Raw genomic sequence first — 17,065 nt, 5'->3', positions numbered from 1 at the left:
GCGGAACACCGCGTTGCTGCCGGCGCAACAGCGGCAGCAACGTTGGATGGGCTAGCTTGCCGGCCGTTCGATCTTCGCCACGACCTGGTCGAGGAAATCGCCGTCGGCTTCGTTCGACAACACCCGCACTGGCAGCCAATCGTGGCCGGGCGCCAGCCAGACCTCGACCTTCTGGCCATCGTCGTGATCGCGCTCACGCACGAGGTGCACGGCTTCCATATTGCCCATGGGCGTGGACAGCGTCTCCTTGCCTACGACCCGGAAACGCCAGTTGTCGGACCGGCTGGATCCGGCCACCCGGAACGGCAGCACCTTGCCCGCCGCGAACGCGCCGGCATCGGCCCGCCCGATGGCGGCCAGCTGCAGCAGCACCGACATGCGGTCCTGGGTGCCGGGCTCCAAGGTTTCCTCGTCGCCGCTGGGCAGGCGCAGGCGTCCCCCCGCGGCGTCGAACTCGGCGGTCTTGACGCGCTTGTTGCGCGTTTCCTGGTAGCGGACCGGCTGCAAACCGCCGGCGCCGACCTTGCCGGTGCTTTCCCAGACGAAGCTGAAGAACATGAAGCTGCCGCGGTTCACCAGTTTGTAGTCGCTACCGGTGCGCAGCCACTCCAGCGTGCTGTCGACATTGATCTTGAAACCTTTGGCCGAGGCGTTGAGCTTGTAGGTCAGCACCGCGGAGGCAGGCGGCGAATAGCGCTCGGCGGCCTGAAGCGGCAGCGCGCCCGCGGCAAGCGCAAGAGCGGCGCAGCCATGGAGGAACGCGCGGCGGGCGGGACGGAAAGAGGCATGCATGATGGACCTTGCCGGCCTGGACGCCGGGCTTCGATACGATGACGTCCTCTATCGTACCGGAGGCGGCCTGCCCGGCTGTTAGCGACTGCTACGCTTCCAGGGCTGGCCCGTTCCGCGTCATGTTACTGTTTGGCATCGTATTTCTTTTCGGTAGCCATGAAACTTGCCACCTATCGCGACGGCTCGCGCGACGGCCAGTTGACCGTTGTGTCGCGGGATCTGCAGTACGCCCATTTCGCCACGGAGATCGCCCCCACCCTCCAGCGGGCGCTGGACGACTGGAACTTCATTGCGCCGCAATTGCAGGACCTGTATGACGCGCTGAACGCCGGCCGGGCGCCCCGGCCCTTCGAGTTTTCGCCGGAGCGCTGCGCGGCGCCCCTGCCGCGCGCCTACCAATGGGCGGACGGCTCGGCCTACGTCAACCACGTCGAACTGGTGCGCAAGGCGCGCAACGCCGAGATGCCCGAAACCTTCTGGACCGACCCGCTGATGTACCAGGGCGGCAGCGACGATTTCCTCGGCCCCACCGACGACATCGTATGCGGCGCCGAAGCGTTCGGCATCGACTTCGAAGGCGAGGTGGCGGTCATCACGGGCGATGTGTCCATGGGCGCGACGCCGGCCGAAGCAGCCGACGCCATCCGGCTCGTCATGCTGGCCAACGACGTGTCGCTGCGCAACCTGATTCCGAACGAACTGGCCAAGGGCTTCGGCTTCTTCCAAAGCAAGCCGGCTACGTCTTTCTCGCCGGTGGCCGTCACGCCCGACGAACTGGGCGAGGCCTGGCGCGACGGCATGGTGCACCTGCCGCTGGTGGTCACCTGGAACGGCAAGGTCGTCGGCCGCCCTCACGCCGGCACCGATATGGTGTTCAATTTCCCGCGCCTCATTTCGCATATCTGCAAGACCCGCAACTGCCGCGCGGGAAGTATCGTCGGCTCGGGTACTATTTCCAACAAGGACCCTGACGCCGGCTACGCGTGCATCGCCGAACAGCGGTGCCGCGAAATCATCGCCAGCGGCTCGGCCAGCACCGAGTTCATGAAATTCGGCGACACTATCCGGATCGAGATGTTCGACCAGGCGGGCGCCAGCCTGTTCGGCGCCATCGAGCAGGTCGTCGCCGCGCCCGCATAGCGCTCCCGACCAAGGAAACTGCCATGGCTTCTCAATCCGCCAACGCTTCGGGCCCCGGCAATCCGTTCGGCATTCCGGGCATGCAGCTTCCCGGCGGCGACGCCAACATCGCCAATCCCGTGCTGCAGAGCATGGAGATGATGCGGCAGGTCTGGAACAGCCTGACCACGCTGTCCCAGACCGCGCCGGTTTCGCCTTCCATGGGGCTGGACGAGCTCGACCGGCGCATCACCGACCTGCGCGCCATCGAGAACTGGCTGAACCTGAACCTGGCCATGTTGCGCGGGAGCATACAGGGCCTGGAAGTGCAGCGTGCGACCATCTCGACGCTGCGCTCCTTCGTCCAGACCGCAAACGTTGCCCAGGGAGACACGAGCGCCCCCGCAGCCCCGCCCTCGCCCCTGGAAGTCGCGCTGGGCTTGCGTCGCCCCCCGGCCGGCGACGCAGCGGCCGACGCAGCAGGCACGCAGGCAGAAAAGCAAGGCGCGTCCTCCGGCGAACAGGATGAGTCGGCTGCCGCGGGCACGCGGCAGCCGGACCCGTCCGCCGCCGGCCTGTGGTGGAATCTGCTGCAGGACCAGTTCCAGCGCATGGCCGCAGCCGCATCGTCGATGCCGGGCGCGCCGCGGCCCGCCGACCCGGCGCCCGCCCCGCAAAACAAGAAAACGGCCCGGGCCCCATCGAACACGCGCAAAGCGGCGGCCAAGCGCACCGCTAATGGCCGGCGCAGCCCCAAGCCCAAGGCCTAGCCATGAGCCGGCAGTTCCCCTGGGCCCATGCCACCCATCCGGACTGGCGGATGTCGGCTGCGCTCTGCCTGGCTCAGATAGAACGGGCCAGCCGCGTCGGCGCGGGTGCCGGTGCCACGCTTGGCTTCCTCTACTTGACGGACCACCACGCCGGCGACGCGGCCGACATACTGGCCTTCCTGCGCGACCGCACCGGCGTCACCCATTGGACCGGCGCCATCGGCGTGGGCATTGCGGCCGGCATGGCCGAATACATCGACGAACCGGCCATGGCGCTCATGCTGGCCGACTTCCCGCCCGACGACTTCCAGGTGTTCTCCGGCGCCGCGCGTCCGCCCGACCGGACGGCACGGACACCCGACGGCCGCCGCGCCGCCTGGACCGCGCTGGTCCATGCCGATGCGGCGACCCCCGACCTGCCTGACCTGATCCACGACATGCAAGGCAAGCTCGCGGGCGCCGCCGTCTTCGGCGGCGTCTCGAGCAGCCGGCATCCGCAGACCATGATTGCCGATACGGTGCTCTCCGGCGGCTTGTCGGGCGTGGTGCTGTCGGAAAACGTCACCGTCGTGAGCCGCGTCAGCCAAAGCTGCCAGCCCATCGGGCCGGTCCACCGCATCACGGAATCCACGGGGCATCGCCTGAACCGCCTCGACGGCGAACCGGCACTGGACGTGCTGCTGCACGACATGGGCATGCCGGCCGACATCCGCCAACGGCGGCCTGCCTCCGGCGACGCGCCTGCCAACCTCGCCGCGGTCCTGCTGCAGGGAACCTTCGTCGGCATGGGCACGGGCGACGCCTTCATGCACGGCGACTACCTCGTCCGCCCGTTGATCGGGGTCGATCCGCATGAACGCGCCCTGGCCATCGGGACCGACCTGGAGTCCGCCGACCACGTGGTCTTCTGCCGGCGCGACCGCGCGGCGGCGCAAGCCGACCTGGTCCGCACCTGCACCGCGTTGCGCGAGCACATCGAATCCCGGCATGGCGGCATGGAGCGCGTCCGCGGCGCCCTCTACATTTCCTGTCTAGGGCGCACCGGCACGTTGTTCGGCGGTCCGTCGGCCGAAATGCAGCTCGTCCAGCAGCAATTGGGCGACCTGCCGTTGATCGGCCTTTATGCCAACGGCGAGATCTGCAAAGACCGGCTATATTGGTATGCGGGCGTACTGGCCGTCTTCCTCTGACCACGCCGCACCCATCGGGAGTCTCATCATGAAGCCATCCCACCGCGTCCTGTCCCGCCCGGTACGAAGCTCATGGCAAGGGCCGGCCTTTGCGCTGGCCGCCGCCCTCGCGGCAGCGGCATGGGCGGTCCAGCCCTCTCCCGCCCGCGCAGCCGATCCGGCCGGCGGCTCCCCAGCTGGCGCGGGCCCGGCTGCCAGCTGCCCGGCGCTGCTCGACGTGAGCTTCCCCAGGCTGCAGGACGAATCTCCGCAGAATCTTTGCCAGTACCGCGGCAAAGTCCTGCTGGTGGTCAATACCGCCAGCTATTGCGGCTACACGCGCCAGTATGAAGGGCTGGAGAAGATCTATTCCCGCTACCGCGACCGCGGGCTGGTCGTGCTGGCCTTCCCCTCCAACGATTTCGGCCAGCAGGAGCCAGGCAGCAAGGAACAGATCGCCGACCTCTGCTTCAACACCTACGGCGTCAAGTTCCCGATCTTCTCGAAGTCGGTGGTCTCGGGCGCCCAGGCCAATCCGCTGTTCGCCACACTGGCCAAGGCGACGGGGCAGGCGCCGAAATGGAACTTCCACAAGTACCTCATCGACCGCAATGGCAAGCCGATAGCGGCGTTCCCGAGCGCGGTCGAACCTACCGACACGCGCCTGACCCGGGCAATAGAAAAACTGCTGGCCGGCTGAGTCCGACGGCCCACCTACGATGCGGCGCGCTGTTTCGACAGCGCCAGGAAGTCGGCCGCCAGCGCGCGCAGGCGTTCCCGCGCCCTTTCCCGCTGGGCCGCGGTTGCCAGGTTGAACAGATCGGCCGTCAATTGGGCCCGGGCATGCATCCCGTCTTCGTGGCGCGTACGGACCTGCGTGGCGGCGGGCCGATCCAGCTCGGCGAAGAACGCGCGCAACCTGGCAGCTGTCTGCGGCGCCGACCGGTCCCGGATCGCGGCATCCACAATGCCGACAAAGACGCGTTGGCGCTCCTGCCGCCGTCCCAGCCACGAAGCCGCGTCCGAGCTCCCCGCATCCACCCATTGCTCGATGCGGTCCCGCTGCGAGGGCGCCAGCGGACCGAGCCAGAACGCATAGCGATCCACCAGGCGATCGATGCGGCGCTGGCGTATCCGGGCCGGATCCGCCTCGAGGTACTCCTCGCGGAACTCCTCGTTGTCCTCCTCCAGGCGCGCCAGCAGGCGCGTCCGCTGGGCCGGCCCGAGCTGCACCAGGATGTCCGCGAAACCGTCCGCCACCCGGTCTCCCAGCCGCAGCAGTCGCTCGGACACTTGTTGTTGCAAATCCAGCAGCTCCGCCGCGCGCAGGGGCGCGGACTCGGCCAACCGCTGCTCGGCCTGGGCCAAAAGGCGGGCATAGCGCGGCAATTCCTCGCTCCGGTGCCAGGCGAGGACACGGCGCAGGCGTTCCCGCGCGGGTTCCCGCATGGCCTCGGGCAGGCCGAACCAGTCTTCCAGGCGATAGGCCAGCAGCTTATCGGCGCTGTTGTAGCCCAGCCTCACGCCGCTGCAGGCGGCCAGCAAGCCCAGCATGACAACGATCAATACACTTCGCATCATGTGTTCGTCTCGAAGCTGCCTTAAACTGCCACGCTTTCACCATTCTCCAACCGGAGTCGTGTCGCAATGCTCAACATCGTGATCCTGGCCGCCGGCATGGGCAAGCGCATGAAGTCCGACCTGCCCAAGGTCTTGCACGGGCTGGCCGGCCGCCCCATGCTTACTCACGTACTCGGCGCCGCACGGGCGCTGGACCCGGCCCGCATCATCGTCGTGGTGGGCCACGGCGCGGAAGCGGTCAAGCGCCATTATGCGGGCGACACCGACTTGCGATTCGTTTTACAACAACCGCAGTTGGGAACGGGGCACGCTGTGCAACAAGCGGTGCCGGAACTGGCGGGCAGCGACACCGGCGACGGCGTCACACTGGTGCTTTACGGCGACGTTCCCCTGGTGGGGAGCGCCACGCTCAAGCGCCTGCTCGACGCCCGCGCGTCCCAGCCGGGGGCGGTGGCCGTACTGACGGTCGAACTGCCGGACGCCACGGGCTACGGCCGCATCGTCCGCAACGCGGCCGGGTCGATAGACCGGGTGGTCGAACACAAGGACGCCTCGGCCAGCGAGTTGGCCATACGCGAGGTCAACACCGGCATCCTGGCGGTACCCACCGCCGCCCTCAAACGGTGGCTGTCGGCGCTCAGGAACGACAACGCGCAAGGCGAGTACTACCTGACCGACATCATTGCCATGGCGGTGGCCGATGGCGCGCCGGTCCTGGCCGCATCCCCGGACCACGACTGGGAAACGCTGGGCGTGAACAGCCGCAGCCAGCAAGCCGAGCTCGAACGCATCTTCCAGCGCGCCCAGGCGGAGCGCCAGCTGGAAGCGGGCGTTACGCTGGCCGATCCGTCCCGCTTCGACGTACGCGGCACGCTGACCTGCGGCCGCGACGTTTTCATCGACGTCGGCTGCGTGTTCGAGGGAACGGTGGAACTGGCCGACGGCGTCTCCGTGGGCCCTCATTGCGTGCTGCGCGACGTGCGCGTCGGCCGGGGCACCCGCATCTCGGCCTTCAGCCACCTGGACGGCGCCAGCATAGGCGAAGATGCACGCATCGGACCCTACGCCCGTCTGCGCCCGGGAACCGAGCTGGGCAACGAAACCCACGTCGGCAACTTCGTCGAAATCAAGAACAGCAGCTTCGATGCCGGCTCCAAGGCCAATCACCTGAGCTACGTCGGCGACGCGACCGTCGGCGCACGGGTCAATATCGGCGCCGGGACCATTACCTGCAACTACGACGGCGCCAACAAATTCCGTACCGTCATCGAGGACGACGCCTTCATCGGTTCGGACACGCAGCTCGTGGCGCCCGTCACCGTCGGCAAGGGCGCCACCCTGGGCGCCGGCACCACCCTTACCCGCGATGCGCCCGCCGGCAAGCTCACGCTGTCCCGCCCCCGGCAGACCACCGTGGAAAGCTGGCAGCGTCCGGTCAAGAAAAAGTAAATTGACTGATCAAAATTCCCCGGCCTTGGCAGGCCGGGGATGGGTGAATCAGTGCTCGCCCGCCGTCGGCGTATAGCTGCCGGTATAGGCTTTGTGCCACACCTGGAACGCGCGATAGACGGCCTTGCGCTCGTCCTCGTCCAGCATCAGCAGCAGCTCGGCCTGCATCTTCCGCGCCACCGCGAGCACGCGTTCGACCACCCGCGTTCCTTCCGCCGTGATCATGCTGGTCAGCTTCTTGCGGCCGACATTGCCCCGGTCCTTGATCATGACCAGGTTACGCGCTTCAAGACGACGCAGCGTCCGGCTCACCAGGGCCTTGTCGGTGCAGGACAACACTTCGATCTCGGCGAACGAACGGATCACGCCCGGCTCCAGCACCGACAGGATCTTCCATTCCGGTACCGTCAGGCCCTCGGCCTCGATATAGGGAACGGTGATTTCACGCCGCAGCACTGCGCCGACCATGCTCATCAGCGTTGTCGGAAAGTTGTAGACGTTCAGGCTGCCGCCGTCCTTGGATAGGTCTACCCAAGGGCATTCGAGCCCGGGATCGAAAGCATGCTTCTTTGACTTGCCAGACATCGATCTGCCTTCTCCGCTTCGTGTCGTTTGCCGGGGCATTGTAAAGCGCACTACGCGCTTACCCTAATTGGAAACACTATTTTGACAAATCAAAATTGATATTCCAATAGTTGATCAAGGCCGCCCAGGCGACACGGGAGTAGCACCATGAAGTTTCTGAAGAACATTGCATGCCTGGGCGCGCTCTGCGCCAGCCTGGGCATGGCGTCGGCATACGCTCAATCGGGCGGCGGTCCGCTGGTCCGCTTCGTCGTGGGCTTTCCCGCCGGGGGCGGGGTCGATGCGGTGGCGCGCGCAGTGGCCCAGCGCGTGCAGCAACAGACGGGCAGGACGGTCGTGGTCGAGAACCGCGCGGGCGCCGGCTCCCGGATTGCCGCCGAACATGTCAAGAGTGCGCGGGCGGATGGCAATACCGTCTTCATTGCCCCGGGATCGATCATGACCCTGTATCCGTCCACCTATAAAGACCTGGGCTATGACCCCATGACCGACTTCGTGCCGGTGACCACGCTCATCGACGTGCAGTCCGCGCTGTTTGCCAATGCCAACGTCCCGGTGCGCAACATCCAGGAGTTCAAGGCCTGGGTCGCAGCCGACGCCGCCAAGCGGTCGTCCCTGGGATCACCGGCCGACGGCAGCGGACCGCACTTCCTGGGCATGACCATCATGCACGGGCTGGGGCTGCCCGTCACGCCCATTGTCTATAAAGGCACGGCACCCATGGTCGCGGACGTCCTCGGGGGCCACATTCCCGCCGCGGTCAACCCCATTGCCGACCTGATCGAATATCACCGCGCCGGCAAGCTCCGCATCCTGGCCGTCGGCGGCAATGCCCGCTCGCCGCTCCTGCCCGACGTCCCCACCTTCCAGGAAGCGGGGCTGAAGGTGGTGGGCGGCGAAGAATGGTATGGCGTCTTCCTGCCCAAGGGCACGCCCGTCGACAGGCAGCGCGAACTGGCCCAGGCCATCCAGGTGGCGCTGAAAGATCCCACCCTCATCCAGCCCTTCGCCGAACGCGGCTGGAGCGTGCACTTCAGGCAGCCGGGCCAGGTCGCCGACCTGCTCAAAGCGGAAGCCGCCACGTGGCGCGCGGTAGTCAAAAGCCTGAACTATCAACCGCAGTAACGGGCCGGACATGCTCTACACGAATTTCATCCGTCCCTTGCTGTTCCGGCTGCCGCCGGAAGCGGCCCACGACCTGGCCAAGGCTACGCTGAAGGTCGGCGCGCCGTGGGCCGCGCTTGCCGGCGCGGGTCCGGCATCGCCTCGTCTGCGCTGCCGCCTGGGCGGACTGACCGTGGACAATCCCATCGGCCTGTCCGCGGGCTTCGACAAGAACGCCGAAGCGCTGGCCGGCCTCTCGCAGCTCGGCTTGGGCTACATCATCGTCGGCTCCATCCTTCCGGCGCCCAGGACAGGCAATCCCAAGCCGCGCCTGCTGCGCCTGGAAAAAGAAGAGTCCCTGCTCAATTGCTACGGCCTGCCCAGCCACGGCCTGCAACGCTGCCTGGCCCGCCTCGAGCGCTGGAGCCGGGGCCCGCGGAAGGTCCCGGTCATCGCCAATATCGATTGTCCGGACGTCGATACCTATGCCGCGACGCTGGCCAGGATAGAGCCGTTCGTATCGGCCGTCGAAATCGGTACGCAATGTCCGAACAATCGCGATGACCACGGCGAATTCAACACCCGGCGGCCCCTGGAACAGTTGCTCGGCAAAGTCGCCAAGACCCGCAGCAAGCCGCTGTTCGTCAAGCTGCTGGCCTACAACAACGAAAAAGAACGCCAGGACCGGCTCGAACTGGCCGAAGTCGCTGCGCACTACGGCGTGGACGGCATCACGATGCCCGGCACCTGGCGGGTCGCGACCGACCGGCTCTCGATCGGTTATGGCCAGAACAGCGGCAGGATGGCCCTGGATAAAACCATAGAAACCGTCAGGGACCTGGCGCACATTACGCGCGGCCGCATCGCCATCAAGGCCAACGGCGGGATCTCCACCGGCGAAGACGTCTTCCGCGCCCTGGCCGCCGGCGCCAGTTCGGTGGACGTTCTCACGGGCCTCGTCTATCGCGGCTGGCGCATGCCCCGCCAGATCCAGGCGGAACTGATCGAGCAACTGGACCGGCACAAGCTGCGTTCGATTGCCGACATCGGCCCTCACCTTTCCTCGTGAACCCGAGCACAACGCCATGCATACAGACACCACGCCTACCGATCCGCAATCGACCGTCCGGATCACGCTGTTGCTCAAGCACCATGCGGGACTCGTCCTCGATGACGTGCAAAGCCGGCTCAAGGCCTCCAACTGGTGGTTCGACTTCCCGCCGCCAGGCGTGAAGATCGTCTCGTGGGAGGTCGTCATGGGATTCGCCCAGATCTGCATTCTCGAAGTGCCTGCGCACCGGCTCGCCGAAGTAAACGTCGAGCTGGAACGGCGCGCCTGGGGCGTGTTCAAGGTCGAGGTCCATCCTTCCTACGACTTCGTCCCGGTACGCGAACGCATCAAGCAGCGCGTGCTGGCAGGGGGGCAATGATGGAGCACGCCTGCTACTTGAGCGCGCACCAGACCTTGTCGCGCCCACCGACCCACTACGAAAGCCTGCTGGCCGATGCGCTGTGCGCTGCCTTCGGCTCGGGCGTCGAAGACCTGGCCGGGCTGGTCCGCCACCTGGCTGAACACGGACCGTCCGCACCGTTTGCGGAAGGCTGGACCGAAAGCAATCTGCGCCAGGAACTGGACCGCCTGGCGGCGATATAGCCAACCGACATCATGAGCGACCACATCGACGAGTACCTGAAGACGGGGCTGAAGGATCTTTGGTTTCCGATATGCCCGAGCACCTTCATCGCCGAGACGCCCGTCTCGCTGCGCCGCCTTGGCATCAAGCTGGTGCTGTGGCGGGATGGCGGCGGCCGGCTGCATGCCCTGGAAGATCATTGCCCGCACCGCGGCGCGCCGCTGTCGGCTGGCATCGTGCTGAACGACCGCATCGCCTGTCCGTACCATGGCGTGGAGGTCCGCAGCGACGGAATGGTCGTCAAGGTGCCCGGTTCGCCGGGATGCAAGCTGGAAGGCAGCCGCGCCGCCCGTGCCTTTCACGTGCAGGAGCGCGCCGGATACGTGTTCATCTTCAACCACGCCCGGCCCACGGATACGCCTCCCCCCTTGCGGCTGCCTGAAGAGCTGGAGTCGGACGAATACGCGGCCTTTCCCTGCTATGCCGAATGGCGCACCGACTATCGCTATATCCAGGACAACGTGATGGACCCGATGCACGGCACCTTCGTGCACAAGCAGTCGCACTCCATGTTCCAAGGGACTATCGAAGCGAAGTTCCGGCTGCGCGATACCGACACCGGCTTCATATTCGAGAAGACCAACCAGCAGAATGTGAACTTCGACTGGGCCGAATTCGGGGACACCGGCTTCCATTGGCAGCGCCTGTCCATCCCCTATCCCAAAACGGCCGGGCCCGGCGGGCCCTTCACCATCATCGGCAGCTTCACGCCGATCTCGGACAACCTGTCGGCCGTCGTCCACTGGCGCTGCCGCAAGGTCTCGGGCTGGCAGCGCAGCGCCTGGCAGTTCCTGTTCAAGGCCAAGCTGGAAGCGCTGCATTGGGGCGTGCTGGAGCAGGACCGCGCGCTGCTGGAAAAAATGGACCCCGCCGCCAACCAACGCGAGAGCCTGTACGATCACGACCTCGGCCTGGTGCGCCTGCGCCGCCACCTGCGGCAACTCGCGCAGCAGCGGCTCGCGGCGGGATGAGGGCAGGCAGGCCGGGCTTATTACCCTGCCAGCCCCGCACGGTGGCGCCGCGCCAGCTCGGCGGCGGCCGCTACCAGCAGGCGGCTGTCGAAACCGACCGAGATGAAGTTGGCACCGGCCTGCACATAGCGTTCGGCCGCTGCCGCATCGCGGGCGATCACGCCGGCGGCCTTCCCGGCGCGGCGGACGACGGCGATGGACTTCAAGATCACCTCATCCACCGAGGGGTGACCGAGGTCGTGAATCAGGCCCATGGAGGCCGCCAGGTCGGCGGGACCGAACAGCACCCCGTCGAGCTCGGGCACCGCGGCGATTGCCTCCAGATTCGCCACCCCCTGCAGGCTTTCTATCTGCGCCAGGAAACACATCTGCGCGTTGGCGGCGCGCGTATAGTCGGCCACCTGCCCCCACTTCGACGCTCGCGCCAGCGCGGCCCCCATGCCGCGCGTGCCGCCGGGGGGATAGCGCATGGCGCGTCCCATCTCCTGCGCCTGACCGGCCGATTCGATCATCGGCGCCAGCACGGTTTGCACCCCTATGTCGAGATACTGCTTCATCGTGCTGTAGTCGGCCTGCAGCAGGCGCACGACCGGCGCCGGACCCGCGCTGCCGATCGCGCGCAACTGCGCCAGTACCGAACGCACGTCGTTCGGCGCATGCTCGGTGTCGATCAACAGCCAGTCGAAGCCTGTCCCCGCCAGGGCTTCGGCCACATTGGGGTCGGTCAACGTCAGCCACAAACCCAGTTGGGCACTGGAGCGCGAAAGCTTTTGCAGAAAGCGGTTTTCTTGAAGATCCATGATCCACCTCAGATCGGCACACGTGTATCGAACTTGCTCCGGTGCACCGAGAAAAACGTCCGGACGTTGCGCACATTGCCCTGAGCGGTAAAGGCCCGATGCACGAGCGCGTGATAGGCCGCCATGTCGGGGACCTGCACCACCAGCACGAAATCCGGGCCGGTCGATACGCGGTAGCACTGGGTAACCGCGGGCTCGGCCGCCATCGCCGCCTCGAATTCGGCCAGCCGTTCGGCTGCCTGGACGTCCAGCGTCACTTCGATGATGCCGGTCAGGCCTGCGCCGACCTTTTCGGGCGAGACAATGGCGACCTGCTTTTCGATCACGCCCTGCTCCACCAGCCGCCTCACGCGCCGCAGGCAAGTAGGCGGCGACACGTGGACCCGGGCCGCCAATTCCTGGTTGGTCAGGGTGGCATCGTTCTGCAGTACGGAAAGGATGCGCCGGTCCAGTTCGTCCAGGGCAAGGGAAGCCGTCATGCCAACACGCTCTGAAATATATGAACTATCAGCCGTCATTTTTTCACAAAAAATTCTATCTTTCAAAGAAATGAAATTTTTGACAAAACTAATGTGGGAATAGCAATTACATTTCCCTGGCAAAGCGCCAGAATTTGGCGAACCTTTCCCGAAAGAGCAAACCATCATGTGTGGCATTGTCGGCGCCGTCGCGCAACGCAACATCGTTCCCGTCCTGATCGAAGGCCTGAAACGCCTGGAATATCGGGGCTATGACTCCTGCGGCGTCGCCGTCCACCTGGATGGCGAACTGCGGCGGACCCGCAGCACCTCGCGCGTGGCGGAGCTCGAATCGCTGGTCGCCAGCGAAAAACTCGCCGGCTTCACCGGCATCGCGCATACCCGGTGGGCGACCCACGGCGCGCCCGCCACCAATAATGCGCACCCGCATTTCTCGGCCGACCGCAGCGGCCGCGGCCGGGTGGCCCTGGTGCACAACGGCATCATCGAAAACTACGAAGAACTGCGCGCGGAGCTGCAGGGATTCGGCTATGAATTCGAGAGCCAGACCGACACCGAAGTCATCGCCCACCTGCTCAACCACCTCTACGACGGCGACCTGTTCGCCGCCGTTCAGCAGACCGTCAAGCGCCTGCAAGGCGCCTACGCCATCGCCGCGTTCTGCCGCGACGAACCGCATCGCGTGGTCGGTGCCCGCCACGGCTCGCCGCTCATCGTGGGCCTGGGCGAAGGCGAGAACTTCCTGGCCTCCGACGCACTGGCGCTGACTGGCACGACCAGCAACATCGTCTACCTCGAAGATGGCGACGTGGTCGACCTGCAGCTGGGCCGGGTGTGGATCGTCGATGGCGAAGGCCAGCCGGTCGAGCGGCCGGCGCGCACCGTAGTGGCCCATACCGCGGAGGCCGAGCTCGGCCCCTACCGGCACTACATGCAGAAAGAGATCTTCGAGCAGCCGCGCGCCATCGGCGACACGCTGCAAGACGTGGAAACCGTAGGCCCCGAGCTGTTCGGCCCCGAAGCGGCGGGAATTTTCGCGGGTGTCGATTCGCTGCTGATCCTGGCGTGCGGCACGAGCTACTACGCCGGCCTCACTGCGAAGTACTGGATCGAAGCCATCGCGCAGATCCCGGTCGCCGTGGAAATCGCCAGCGAGTACCGCTACCGGACCAGCGTGCCCAACCCGCGCACCCTGGTCGTGACGATTTCCCAATCCGGCGAGACCGCCGATACGCTGGCCGCGCTCAAACATGCGCAACAGCAGGGAATGACGCAGACGCTGACCATCTGCAACGTCGCGACCAGCGCCATGGTGCGCGAGTGCAAGCTGGCCTTCGTCACGCGCGCGGGAGTGGAAATCGGTGTCGCCTCGACCAAGGCCTTTACGACCCAGCTCGCCGGCCTCTTCCTGTTGACACTGACCTTGGCAAAGATGCGAGGCCGGCTAAGCGAAGACCAGGAAGCTGACCACATCCGTTCGCTCCGCCACTTGCCCGTCGCCATCCAGGCGGTACTGGCACTCGAGCCGCAGATCATTTCCTGGGCCGAAGAATTCGTGCGCAAGGAAAACGCCTTGTTCCTCGGCCGCGGCATGCACTACCCGATCGCGCTGGAAGGCGCCCTCAAGCTCAAGGAAATCAGCTACATACACGCCGAGGCCTACCCGGCCGGGGAGCTCAAGCATGGCCCGCTCGCGCTGGTCACCGACCAGATGCCCGTCATCACGGTGGCCCCGCAGGACGCCCTGCTCAAGAAGCTGCAGTCCAACATGCAGGAAGTGCGGGCACGCGGCGGCCACCTTTACGTGTTCGCCGACGCCGGCAGCAACATCCGCACCGAACCGGGCGTGCACGTCATCCGCATGCCGGAGCACTACGGCTGGCTCTCGCCCATCCTGCACGTGGTGCCGATGCAACTGCTGGCGTATCACACGGCTTGCGCGCGCGGCACCGACGTGGACAAGCCGCGCAACCTCGCCAAGAGCGTAACGGTGGAGTAAGGCGGGCCTCAGTTGAACTTTTCCTTGTTGGTGCCGATCAGTTTTTGCCAGCGTGCCCGGTCTGCCTGGTAAAGCGCGGCGAACTCCGCGGGCGTTTTCACCAGCGGCTCGGCGCCCAGCTTGGCCATCTCGTCCTTGAAAGCATCGGTCTTGGCGATGGTGGCCATGGCTGTGGCAATGCGGTCGACCACCGCTGGGGGCAGCCCGGCAGGCCCCAGGATACCGAACCAGTTCGACGCCGACACGCCGTCGAAGCCCGCCTCCTTGACGGTAGGCAGGTCGGGCTTGAACACCGAACGCTCGGCCTCCGCAGTTGCCAGCAACCGCAGCGTGCCCTTCTGGATATACGGGGCAGTGGCCGGCAAGCCGACGAACATGACCTGCACCTGTCCGGCTGCCAGGTCGACCACCGCGGGTCCCGTCCCCTTGTATGGCACGTGCAGCAGCTCGGTGCCCGTGGCGGCCTGGAACAACTCGCCCACCAGGTGGGGCGTGCCGCCTTTGCCGGAGGACCCGAACGCGATTTCGCCCGGCCGCTGTTTCGCCAGCTTGATCAGGTCCGCCACCGAATGCACCGGCAACTGGCCATTGACGATGACGAAGTACGGCGTGGAGGCGACCAGCGCGACCGGCGTCAGGTCGGTCATGGCGTTATAGGTCGGCTTCTCGTACAGGAACTCATTGAGGATGACCGAGTTCGCGGTCAGCAGCAGCGTGTAGCCGTCGTGCGGCGCGCGGGCCACCTGGGCCGTGCCTATCATGGAGTTGGCGCCGGGCTTGTTCTCGACCACGACCGGTTGGCCGAGCAGGACCGAAAGTTTCTCGCCCACGACGCGGCCCAGTATGTCGGTCGTGCCGCCCGCCGCATACGGAATGATCAGCCGTATCGGCTTGTCGGGATAGGTCGCGGCCCCTGCCTGCGCCGTGACGGCGAGGGCAAGCATGGCCCCCATGAACAACTTCGCTATTTTTCCCATGGTCTCCTCCTGGGTGGTTCTCGGTATGGGTATGTGTGCTAGGCCAGCTCGAACTGCGCAAGCGGCACCTCGCGCGTGGTATCGATCGCCAGCCTGACGGGTGCGCCGACGGCGAGCCGGTCCTGGCCGCCGACGATGTTGGTGATCAGCCGCGGCCCCTCCTCCAACGCCACGATGGCAACGTTGTAGGGCAGGCGGTTCTTGAACTCCGGATGGTAGGCAACGTGATAGACCACCCAGCTGACCAGCTCTCCATTGCCGCTCGCCTGCTTCCAGGTCCAGTCCGTGCCGAGGCACTTCGGGCAGAGCGCGCGCGGAGGCAGCCAGGCATGGCCGCACGAGCAGTATTGATAGACGAGCCGGCCCTGCTTGATCTCGTCCCAGTAGGTGGTGTTGACGGCGTCATAGACGGGAATGAGTTCCGTAGCCATGGTCAATTGCCCAGGATCAAAGTGGAGTGGGTATGCATGACACCGCCCTGGTTGCTGACCAGCGCCACGTCCGCATGGGGTACCTGCAGCCTTGCCGTACCCCGTATCTGGCGCACCCCTTCCAGCACCAGCTGCATGCCGGGCATGCCGGTCTCGGAAAGCAGGCCGCCGCTCGTGTTGACCGGCAGGCGGCCGCCGAATTCGATCTGTCCGTCGCGCACGAAGTCGGCCACCTGCCCCTTGGTACAGAAACCGTAATCCTCCAGCGTCATGAGGACGGTGATGGTGAAGCAGTCGTAGATCTGCGCCACATCCACGTCCTCGGGCCCCAGGCCCGCCATCTCGAAGGCCTGTTTGCCCGCGCGCACGGCTTCCGTGGTCGTCAATGAATCGCGCAGCGGTAGATCGTAGGAAGTCTGCGCGCCCCCTATGCCGAGAATAGGCACGGGCTGCGGCACTTGGAGCTCCGCCGCGCGGCGGGCGCTCATGACCACCACGGCTGCCGCGCCGTCCGACACCAGGCAGCAGTCGTCGCGGCGCAAGGGTTCGACCACCCATGGAGAGTTCAGATAATCGTCGTAGCTGATGGCCTTGCGGAGCTGGGCACCGGGATTGCCGGCCCCATGCTTTCTTGCCGCCATCGCGACAGCGGCGAAAGCTTCGGGCGGGGTGCCGTACTCCGCCATGTGCCGCCGCTGGATCATTCCATAGCCGGCCGCGGTCGAGAACCATCCATAGGGCGCGTCGTTGCCGCGCGGCCGGGCATAGACCTGGCGCGATCCGCTGCGCGGATTGTCGGCGTACGACACCAGGGCGATGTCGCACTGCCCTGTTTCGATGGCCATCATGGCGATGTTGATAAGCGTGATGTTCGCCGCGCCGCCCTGGTCCCAGGCCCCGCCCCAACGCGGCTGCAGGCCCAGGGCCTCGGCCACCTTCTGGCCGTACAGCAGCTCCCGCGAAGAGGTCGGCGTCTTGAGGAACAAGCCGTCCACCCTGTCCTTGTCCACGCCGGCGTCCTGCAGCGCGCGGCTGCACGCGATCGTGTTCAAGGTGACCGTGTCCATTCCCAGCTTGCCGTAGCCGGTATGGCCGATGCCCGCGATGACATAACGGCCGCGCATGCTTGCTGTATGCATGACGAT

The 17,065-nt window shown here is 66.0% G+C and carries 19 protein-coding genes; 11 read left to right on the top strand and 8 right to left on the bottom strand.

Annotated features, from left to right (window positions below):
• Positions 1-51: 51 nt before the first annotated feature.
• Positions 52-792 (bottom strand): DUF3108 domain-containing protein, encoded by a 741-nt coding sequence (locus QHC78_RS15300; RefSeq protein WP_319746015.1) that lies wholly within the window; start codon positions 790-792, stop codon positions 52-54.
• Between the two features lie 156 nt (positions 793-948).
• Between QHC78_RS15300 and QHC78_RS15295 the strand changes: the two genes are divergently transcribed.
• Genes QHC78_RS15295 through QHC78_RS15280 form a run of 4 tightly spaced genes read left to right on the top strand, consistent with a single transcriptional unit; the run spans position 949 to position 4,550 of the window.
• A complete protein-coding gene (locus tag QHC78_RS15295) occupies positions 949-1,932 on the top strand; it encodes a fumarylacetoacetate hydrolase family protein (RefSeq protein WP_319746013.1) in 984 nt (327 codons plus the stop codon).
• 23 nt (positions 1,933-1,955) lie between these two features.
• Entirely contained in the window at positions 1,956-2,681 is a 726-nt protein-coding gene (locus QHC78_RS15290) for a PhaM family polyhydroxyalkanoate granule multifunctional regulatory protein (protein WP_319746011.1), read from the top strand.
• A 2-nt stretch (positions 2,682-2,683) separates the two neighbouring features.
• Positions 2,684-3,871, top strand: coding sequence for an FIST signal transduction protein (locus QHC78_RS15285; RefSeq protein WP_319746008.1), 1,188 nt, complete (start codon positions 2,684-2,686; stop codon positions 3,869-3,871).
• Between the two features lie 28 nt (positions 3,872-3,899).
• Positions 3,900-4,550, top strand: coding sequence for a glutathione peroxidase (locus tag QHC78_RS15280; protein WP_319746007.1), 651 nt, complete (start codon positions 3,900-3,902; stop codon positions 4,548-4,550).
• A 14-nt stretch (positions 4,551-4,564) separates the two neighbouring features.
• Here the strand turns inward: QHC78_RS15280 and QHC78_RS15275 are convergent, their stop codons facing one another.
• Positions 4,565-5,431 (bottom strand): DUF6279 family lipoprotein, encoded by an 867-nt coding sequence (locus tag QHC78_RS15275; RefSeq protein ID WP_319746005.1) that lies wholly within the window; start codon positions 5,429-5,431, stop codon positions 4,565-4,567.
• 66 nt (positions 5,432-5,497) lie between these two features.
• On the opposite strand from QHC78_RS15275, the gene glmU reads away from it, so the two are divergent.
• The gene (gene glmU / locus QHC78_RS15270) at positions 5,498-6,880 is read left to right on the top strand and encodes a bifunctional UDP-N-acetylglucosamine diphosphorylase/glucosamine-1-phosphate N-acetyltransferase GlmU (RefSeq protein WP_319746003.1); all 1,383 of its coding nucleotides are present in this window, start codon (positions 5,498-5,500) and stop codon (positions 6,878-6,880) included.
• Between the two features lie 48 nt (positions 6,881-6,928).
• Here glmU and QHC78_RS15265 read toward each other — a convergent pair whose 3' ends face one another.
• A complete protein-coding gene (locus tag QHC78_RS15265; RefSeq protein ID WP_319746002.1) occupies positions 6,929-7,465 on the bottom strand; it encodes a MarR family winged helix-turn-helix transcriptional regulator in 537 nt (178 codons plus the stop codon).
• A 147-nt stretch (positions 7,466-7,612) separates the two neighbouring features.
• Here QHC78_RS15265 and QHC78_RS15260 point away from each other — a divergent pair, with 147 nt between their 5' ends.
• Genes QHC78_RS15260 through QHC78_RS15240 form a run of 5 tightly spaced genes read left to right on the top strand, consistent with a single transcriptional unit; the run spans position 7,613 to position 11,234 of the window.
• Positions 7,613-8,590, top strand: coding sequence for a tripartite tricarboxylate transporter substrate-binding protein (locus tag QHC78_RS15260; protein WP_319746000.1), 978 nt, complete (start codon positions 7,613-7,615; stop codon positions 8,588-8,590).
• Between the two features lie 10 nt (positions 8,591-8,600).
• Positions 8,601-9,638: a dihydroorotate dehydrogenase 2 gene (locus QHC78_RS15255; RefSeq protein ID WP_319745999.1), complete on the top strand. Its 1,038-nt coding sequence runs from the start codon at positions 8,601-8,603 to the stop codon at positions 9,636-9,638.
• Between the two features lie 16 nt (positions 9,639-9,654).
• Positions 9,655-9,999: a hypothetical protein gene (locus tag QHC78_RS15250; RefSeq protein ID WP_319745997.1), complete on the top strand. Its 345-nt coding sequence runs from the start codon at positions 9,655-9,657 to the stop codon at positions 9,997-9,999.
• Complete coding sequence (locus QHC78_RS15245) at positions 9,996-10,223, top strand: recombinase-like helix-turn-helix domain-containing protein (protein WP_319745996.1); 228 nt, start codon at positions 9,996-9,998, stop codon at positions 10,221-10,223. Before QHC78_RS15250 ends, QHC78_RS15245 begins: the two co-directional genes overlap by 4 nt.
• A gap of 12 nt (positions 10,224-10,235) precedes the next feature.
• Positions 10,236-11,234: an aromatic ring-hydroxylating dioxygenase subunit alpha gene (locus QHC78_RS15240; RefSeq protein ID WP_319745994.1), complete on the top strand. Its 999-nt coding sequence runs from the start codon at positions 10,236-10,238 to the stop codon at positions 11,232-11,234.
• Positions 11,235-11,254: 20 nt separating this feature from the next.
• Here the strand turns inward: QHC78_RS15240 and QHC78_RS15235 are convergent, their stop codons facing one another.
• The gene (locus QHC78_RS15235; protein ID WP_319745993.1) at positions 11,255-12,034 is read right to left on the bottom strand and encodes an HpcH/HpaI aldolase family protein; all 780 of its coding nucleotides are present in this window, start codon (positions 12,032-12,034) and stop codon (positions 11,255-11,257) included.
• 8 nt (positions 12,035-12,042) lie between these two features.
• Positions 12,043-12,513 carry an Lrp/AsnC family transcriptional regulator gene (locus QHC78_RS15230; RefSeq protein ID WP_319745991.1) on the bottom strand — a complete coding sequence of 157 codons (471 nt, stop codon included), beginning with the start codon at positions 12,511-12,513 and terminating at the stop codon, positions 12,043-12,045.
• A gap of 166 nt (positions 12,514-12,679) precedes the next feature.
• On the opposite strand from QHC78_RS15230, the gene glmS reads away from it, so the two are divergent.
• Positions 12,680-14,512: a glutamine--fructose-6-phosphate transaminase (isomerizing) gene (glmS, locus tag QHC78_RS15225; RefSeq protein ID WP_319745990.1), complete on the top strand. Its 1,833-nt coding sequence runs from the start codon at positions 12,680-12,682 to the stop codon at positions 14,510-14,512.
• 8 nt (positions 14,513-14,520) lie between these two features.
• On the opposite strand, the gene QHC78_RS15220 is transcribed toward glmS, so the two are convergent.
• The 3 genes from QHC78_RS15220 to QHC78_RS15210 are packed head-to-tail and all read right to left on the bottom strand — an operon-like array spanning position 14,521 to position 17,059.
• A complete protein-coding gene (locus QHC78_RS15220) occupies positions 14,521-15,489 on the bottom strand; it encodes a Bug family tripartite tricarboxylate transporter substrate binding protein (protein WP_319745989.1) in 969 nt (322 codons plus the stop codon).
• 38 nt (positions 15,490-15,527) lie between these two features.
• On the bottom strand, positions 15,528-15,920 hold the full coding sequence (locus tag QHC78_RS15215) for a Zn-ribbon domain-containing OB-fold protein (RefSeq protein ID WP_319745987.1): 393 nt from the start codon (positions 15,918-15,920) through the stop codon (positions 15,528-15,530).
• A 2-nt stretch (positions 15,921-15,922) separates the two neighbouring features.
• Positions 15,923-17,059: a thiolase family protein gene (locus QHC78_RS15210; RefSeq protein ID WP_319745986.1), complete on the bottom strand. Its 1,137-nt coding sequence runs from the start codon at positions 17,057-17,059 to the stop codon at positions 15,923-15,925.
• Positions 17,060-17,065 lie beyond the last annotated feature (6 nt).

This window comes from Pigmentiphaga sp. (genome assembly GCF_033795525.1).
Classification (GTDB): domain Bacteria; phylum Pseudomonadota; class Gammaproteobacteria; order Burkholderiales; family Burkholderiaceae_B; genus Pigmentiphaga.
The sequence above is the reverse complement of the archived record's forward strand: the minus strand, read 5'-3'. Positions and strand labels throughout refer to the sequence as shown.

What these genes read in the sequence shown, in the direction of transcription:
- QHC78_RS15260 (WP_319746000.1), top strand. Translation starts at nt 7,613, where the DNA reads ATGAAGTTTCTGAAGAACATTGCATGCCTGGGCGCGCTCTGCGCCAGC.
- QHC78_RS15230 (WP_319745991.1), bottom strand. Translation starts at nt 12,513, where the DNA reads ATGACGGCTTCCCTTGCCCTGGACGAACTGGACCGGCGCATCCTTTCC.
- QHC78_RS15300 (WP_319746015.1), bottom strand. Translation starts at nt 792, where the DNA reads ATGCATGCCTCTTTCCGTCCCGCCCGCCGCGCGTTCCTCCATGGCTGC.
- QHC78_RS15215 (WP_319745987.1), bottom strand. Translation starts at nt 15,920, where the DNA reads ATGGCTACGGAACTCATTCCCGTCTATGACGCCGTCAACACCACCTAC.
- glmS (WP_319745990.1), top strand. Translation starts at nt 12,680, where the DNA reads ATGTGTGGCATTGTCGGCGCCGTCGCGCAACGCAACATCGTTCCCGTC.
- glmU (WP_319746003.1), top strand. Translation starts at nt 5,498, where the DNA reads ATGCTCAACATCGTGATCCTGGCCGCCGGCATGGGCAAGCGCATGAAG.
- QHC78_RS15275 (WP_319746005.1), bottom strand. Translation starts at nt 5,431, where the DNA reads ATGATGCGAAGTGTATTGATCGTTGTCATGCTGGGCTTGCTGGCCGCC.
- QHC78_RS15290 (WP_319746011.1), top strand. Translation starts at nt 1,956, where the DNA reads ATGGCTTCTCAATCCGCCAACGCTTCGGGCCCCGGCAATCCGTTCGGC.
- QHC78_RS15245 (WP_319745996.1), top strand. Translation starts at nt 9,996, where the DNA reads ATGATGGAGCACGCCTGCTACTTGAGCGCGCACCAGACCTTGTCGCGC.
- QHC78_RS15250 (WP_319745997.1), top strand. Translation starts at nt 9,655, where the DNA reads ATGCATACAGACACCACGCCTACCGATCCGCAATCGACCGTCCGGATC.
- QHC78_RS15295 (WP_319746013.1), top strand. Translation starts at nt 949, where the DNA reads ATGAAACTTGCCACCTATCGCGACGGCTCGCGCGACGGCCAGTTGACC.
- QHC78_RS15265 (WP_319746002.1), bottom strand. Translation starts at nt 7,465, where the DNA reads ATGTCTGGCAAGTCAAAGAAGCATGCTTTCGATCCCGGGCTCGAATGC.
- QHC78_RS15255 (WP_319745999.1), top strand. Translation starts at nt 8,601, where the DNA reads ATGCTCTACACGAATTTCATCCGTCCCTTGCTGTTCCGGCTGCCGCCG.
- QHC78_RS15240 (WP_319745994.1), top strand. Translation starts at nt 10,236, where the DNA reads ATGAGCGACCACATCGACGAGTACCTGAAGACGGGGCTGAAGGATCTT.
- QHC78_RS15210 (WP_319745986.1), bottom strand. Translation starts at nt 17,059, where the DNA reads ATGCATACAGCAAGCATGCGCGGCCGTTATGTCATCGCGGGCATCGGC.
- QHC78_RS15235 (WP_319745993.1), bottom strand. Translation starts at nt 12,034, where the DNA reads ATGGATCTTCAAGAAAACCGCTTTCTGCAAAAGCTTTCGCGCTCCAGT.
- QHC78_RS15220 (WP_319745989.1), bottom strand. Translation starts at nt 15,489, where the DNA reads ATGGGAAAAATAGCGAAGTTGTTCATGGGGGCCATGCTTGCCCTCGCC.
- QHC78_RS15280 (WP_319746007.1), top strand. Translation starts at nt 3,900, where the DNA reads ATGAAGCCATCCCACCGCGTCCTGTCCCGCCCGGTACGAAGCTCATGG.
- QHC78_RS15285 (WP_319746008.1), top strand. Translation starts at nt 2,684, where the DNA reads ATGAGCCGGCAGTTCCCCTGGGCCCATGCCACCCATCCGGACTGGCGG.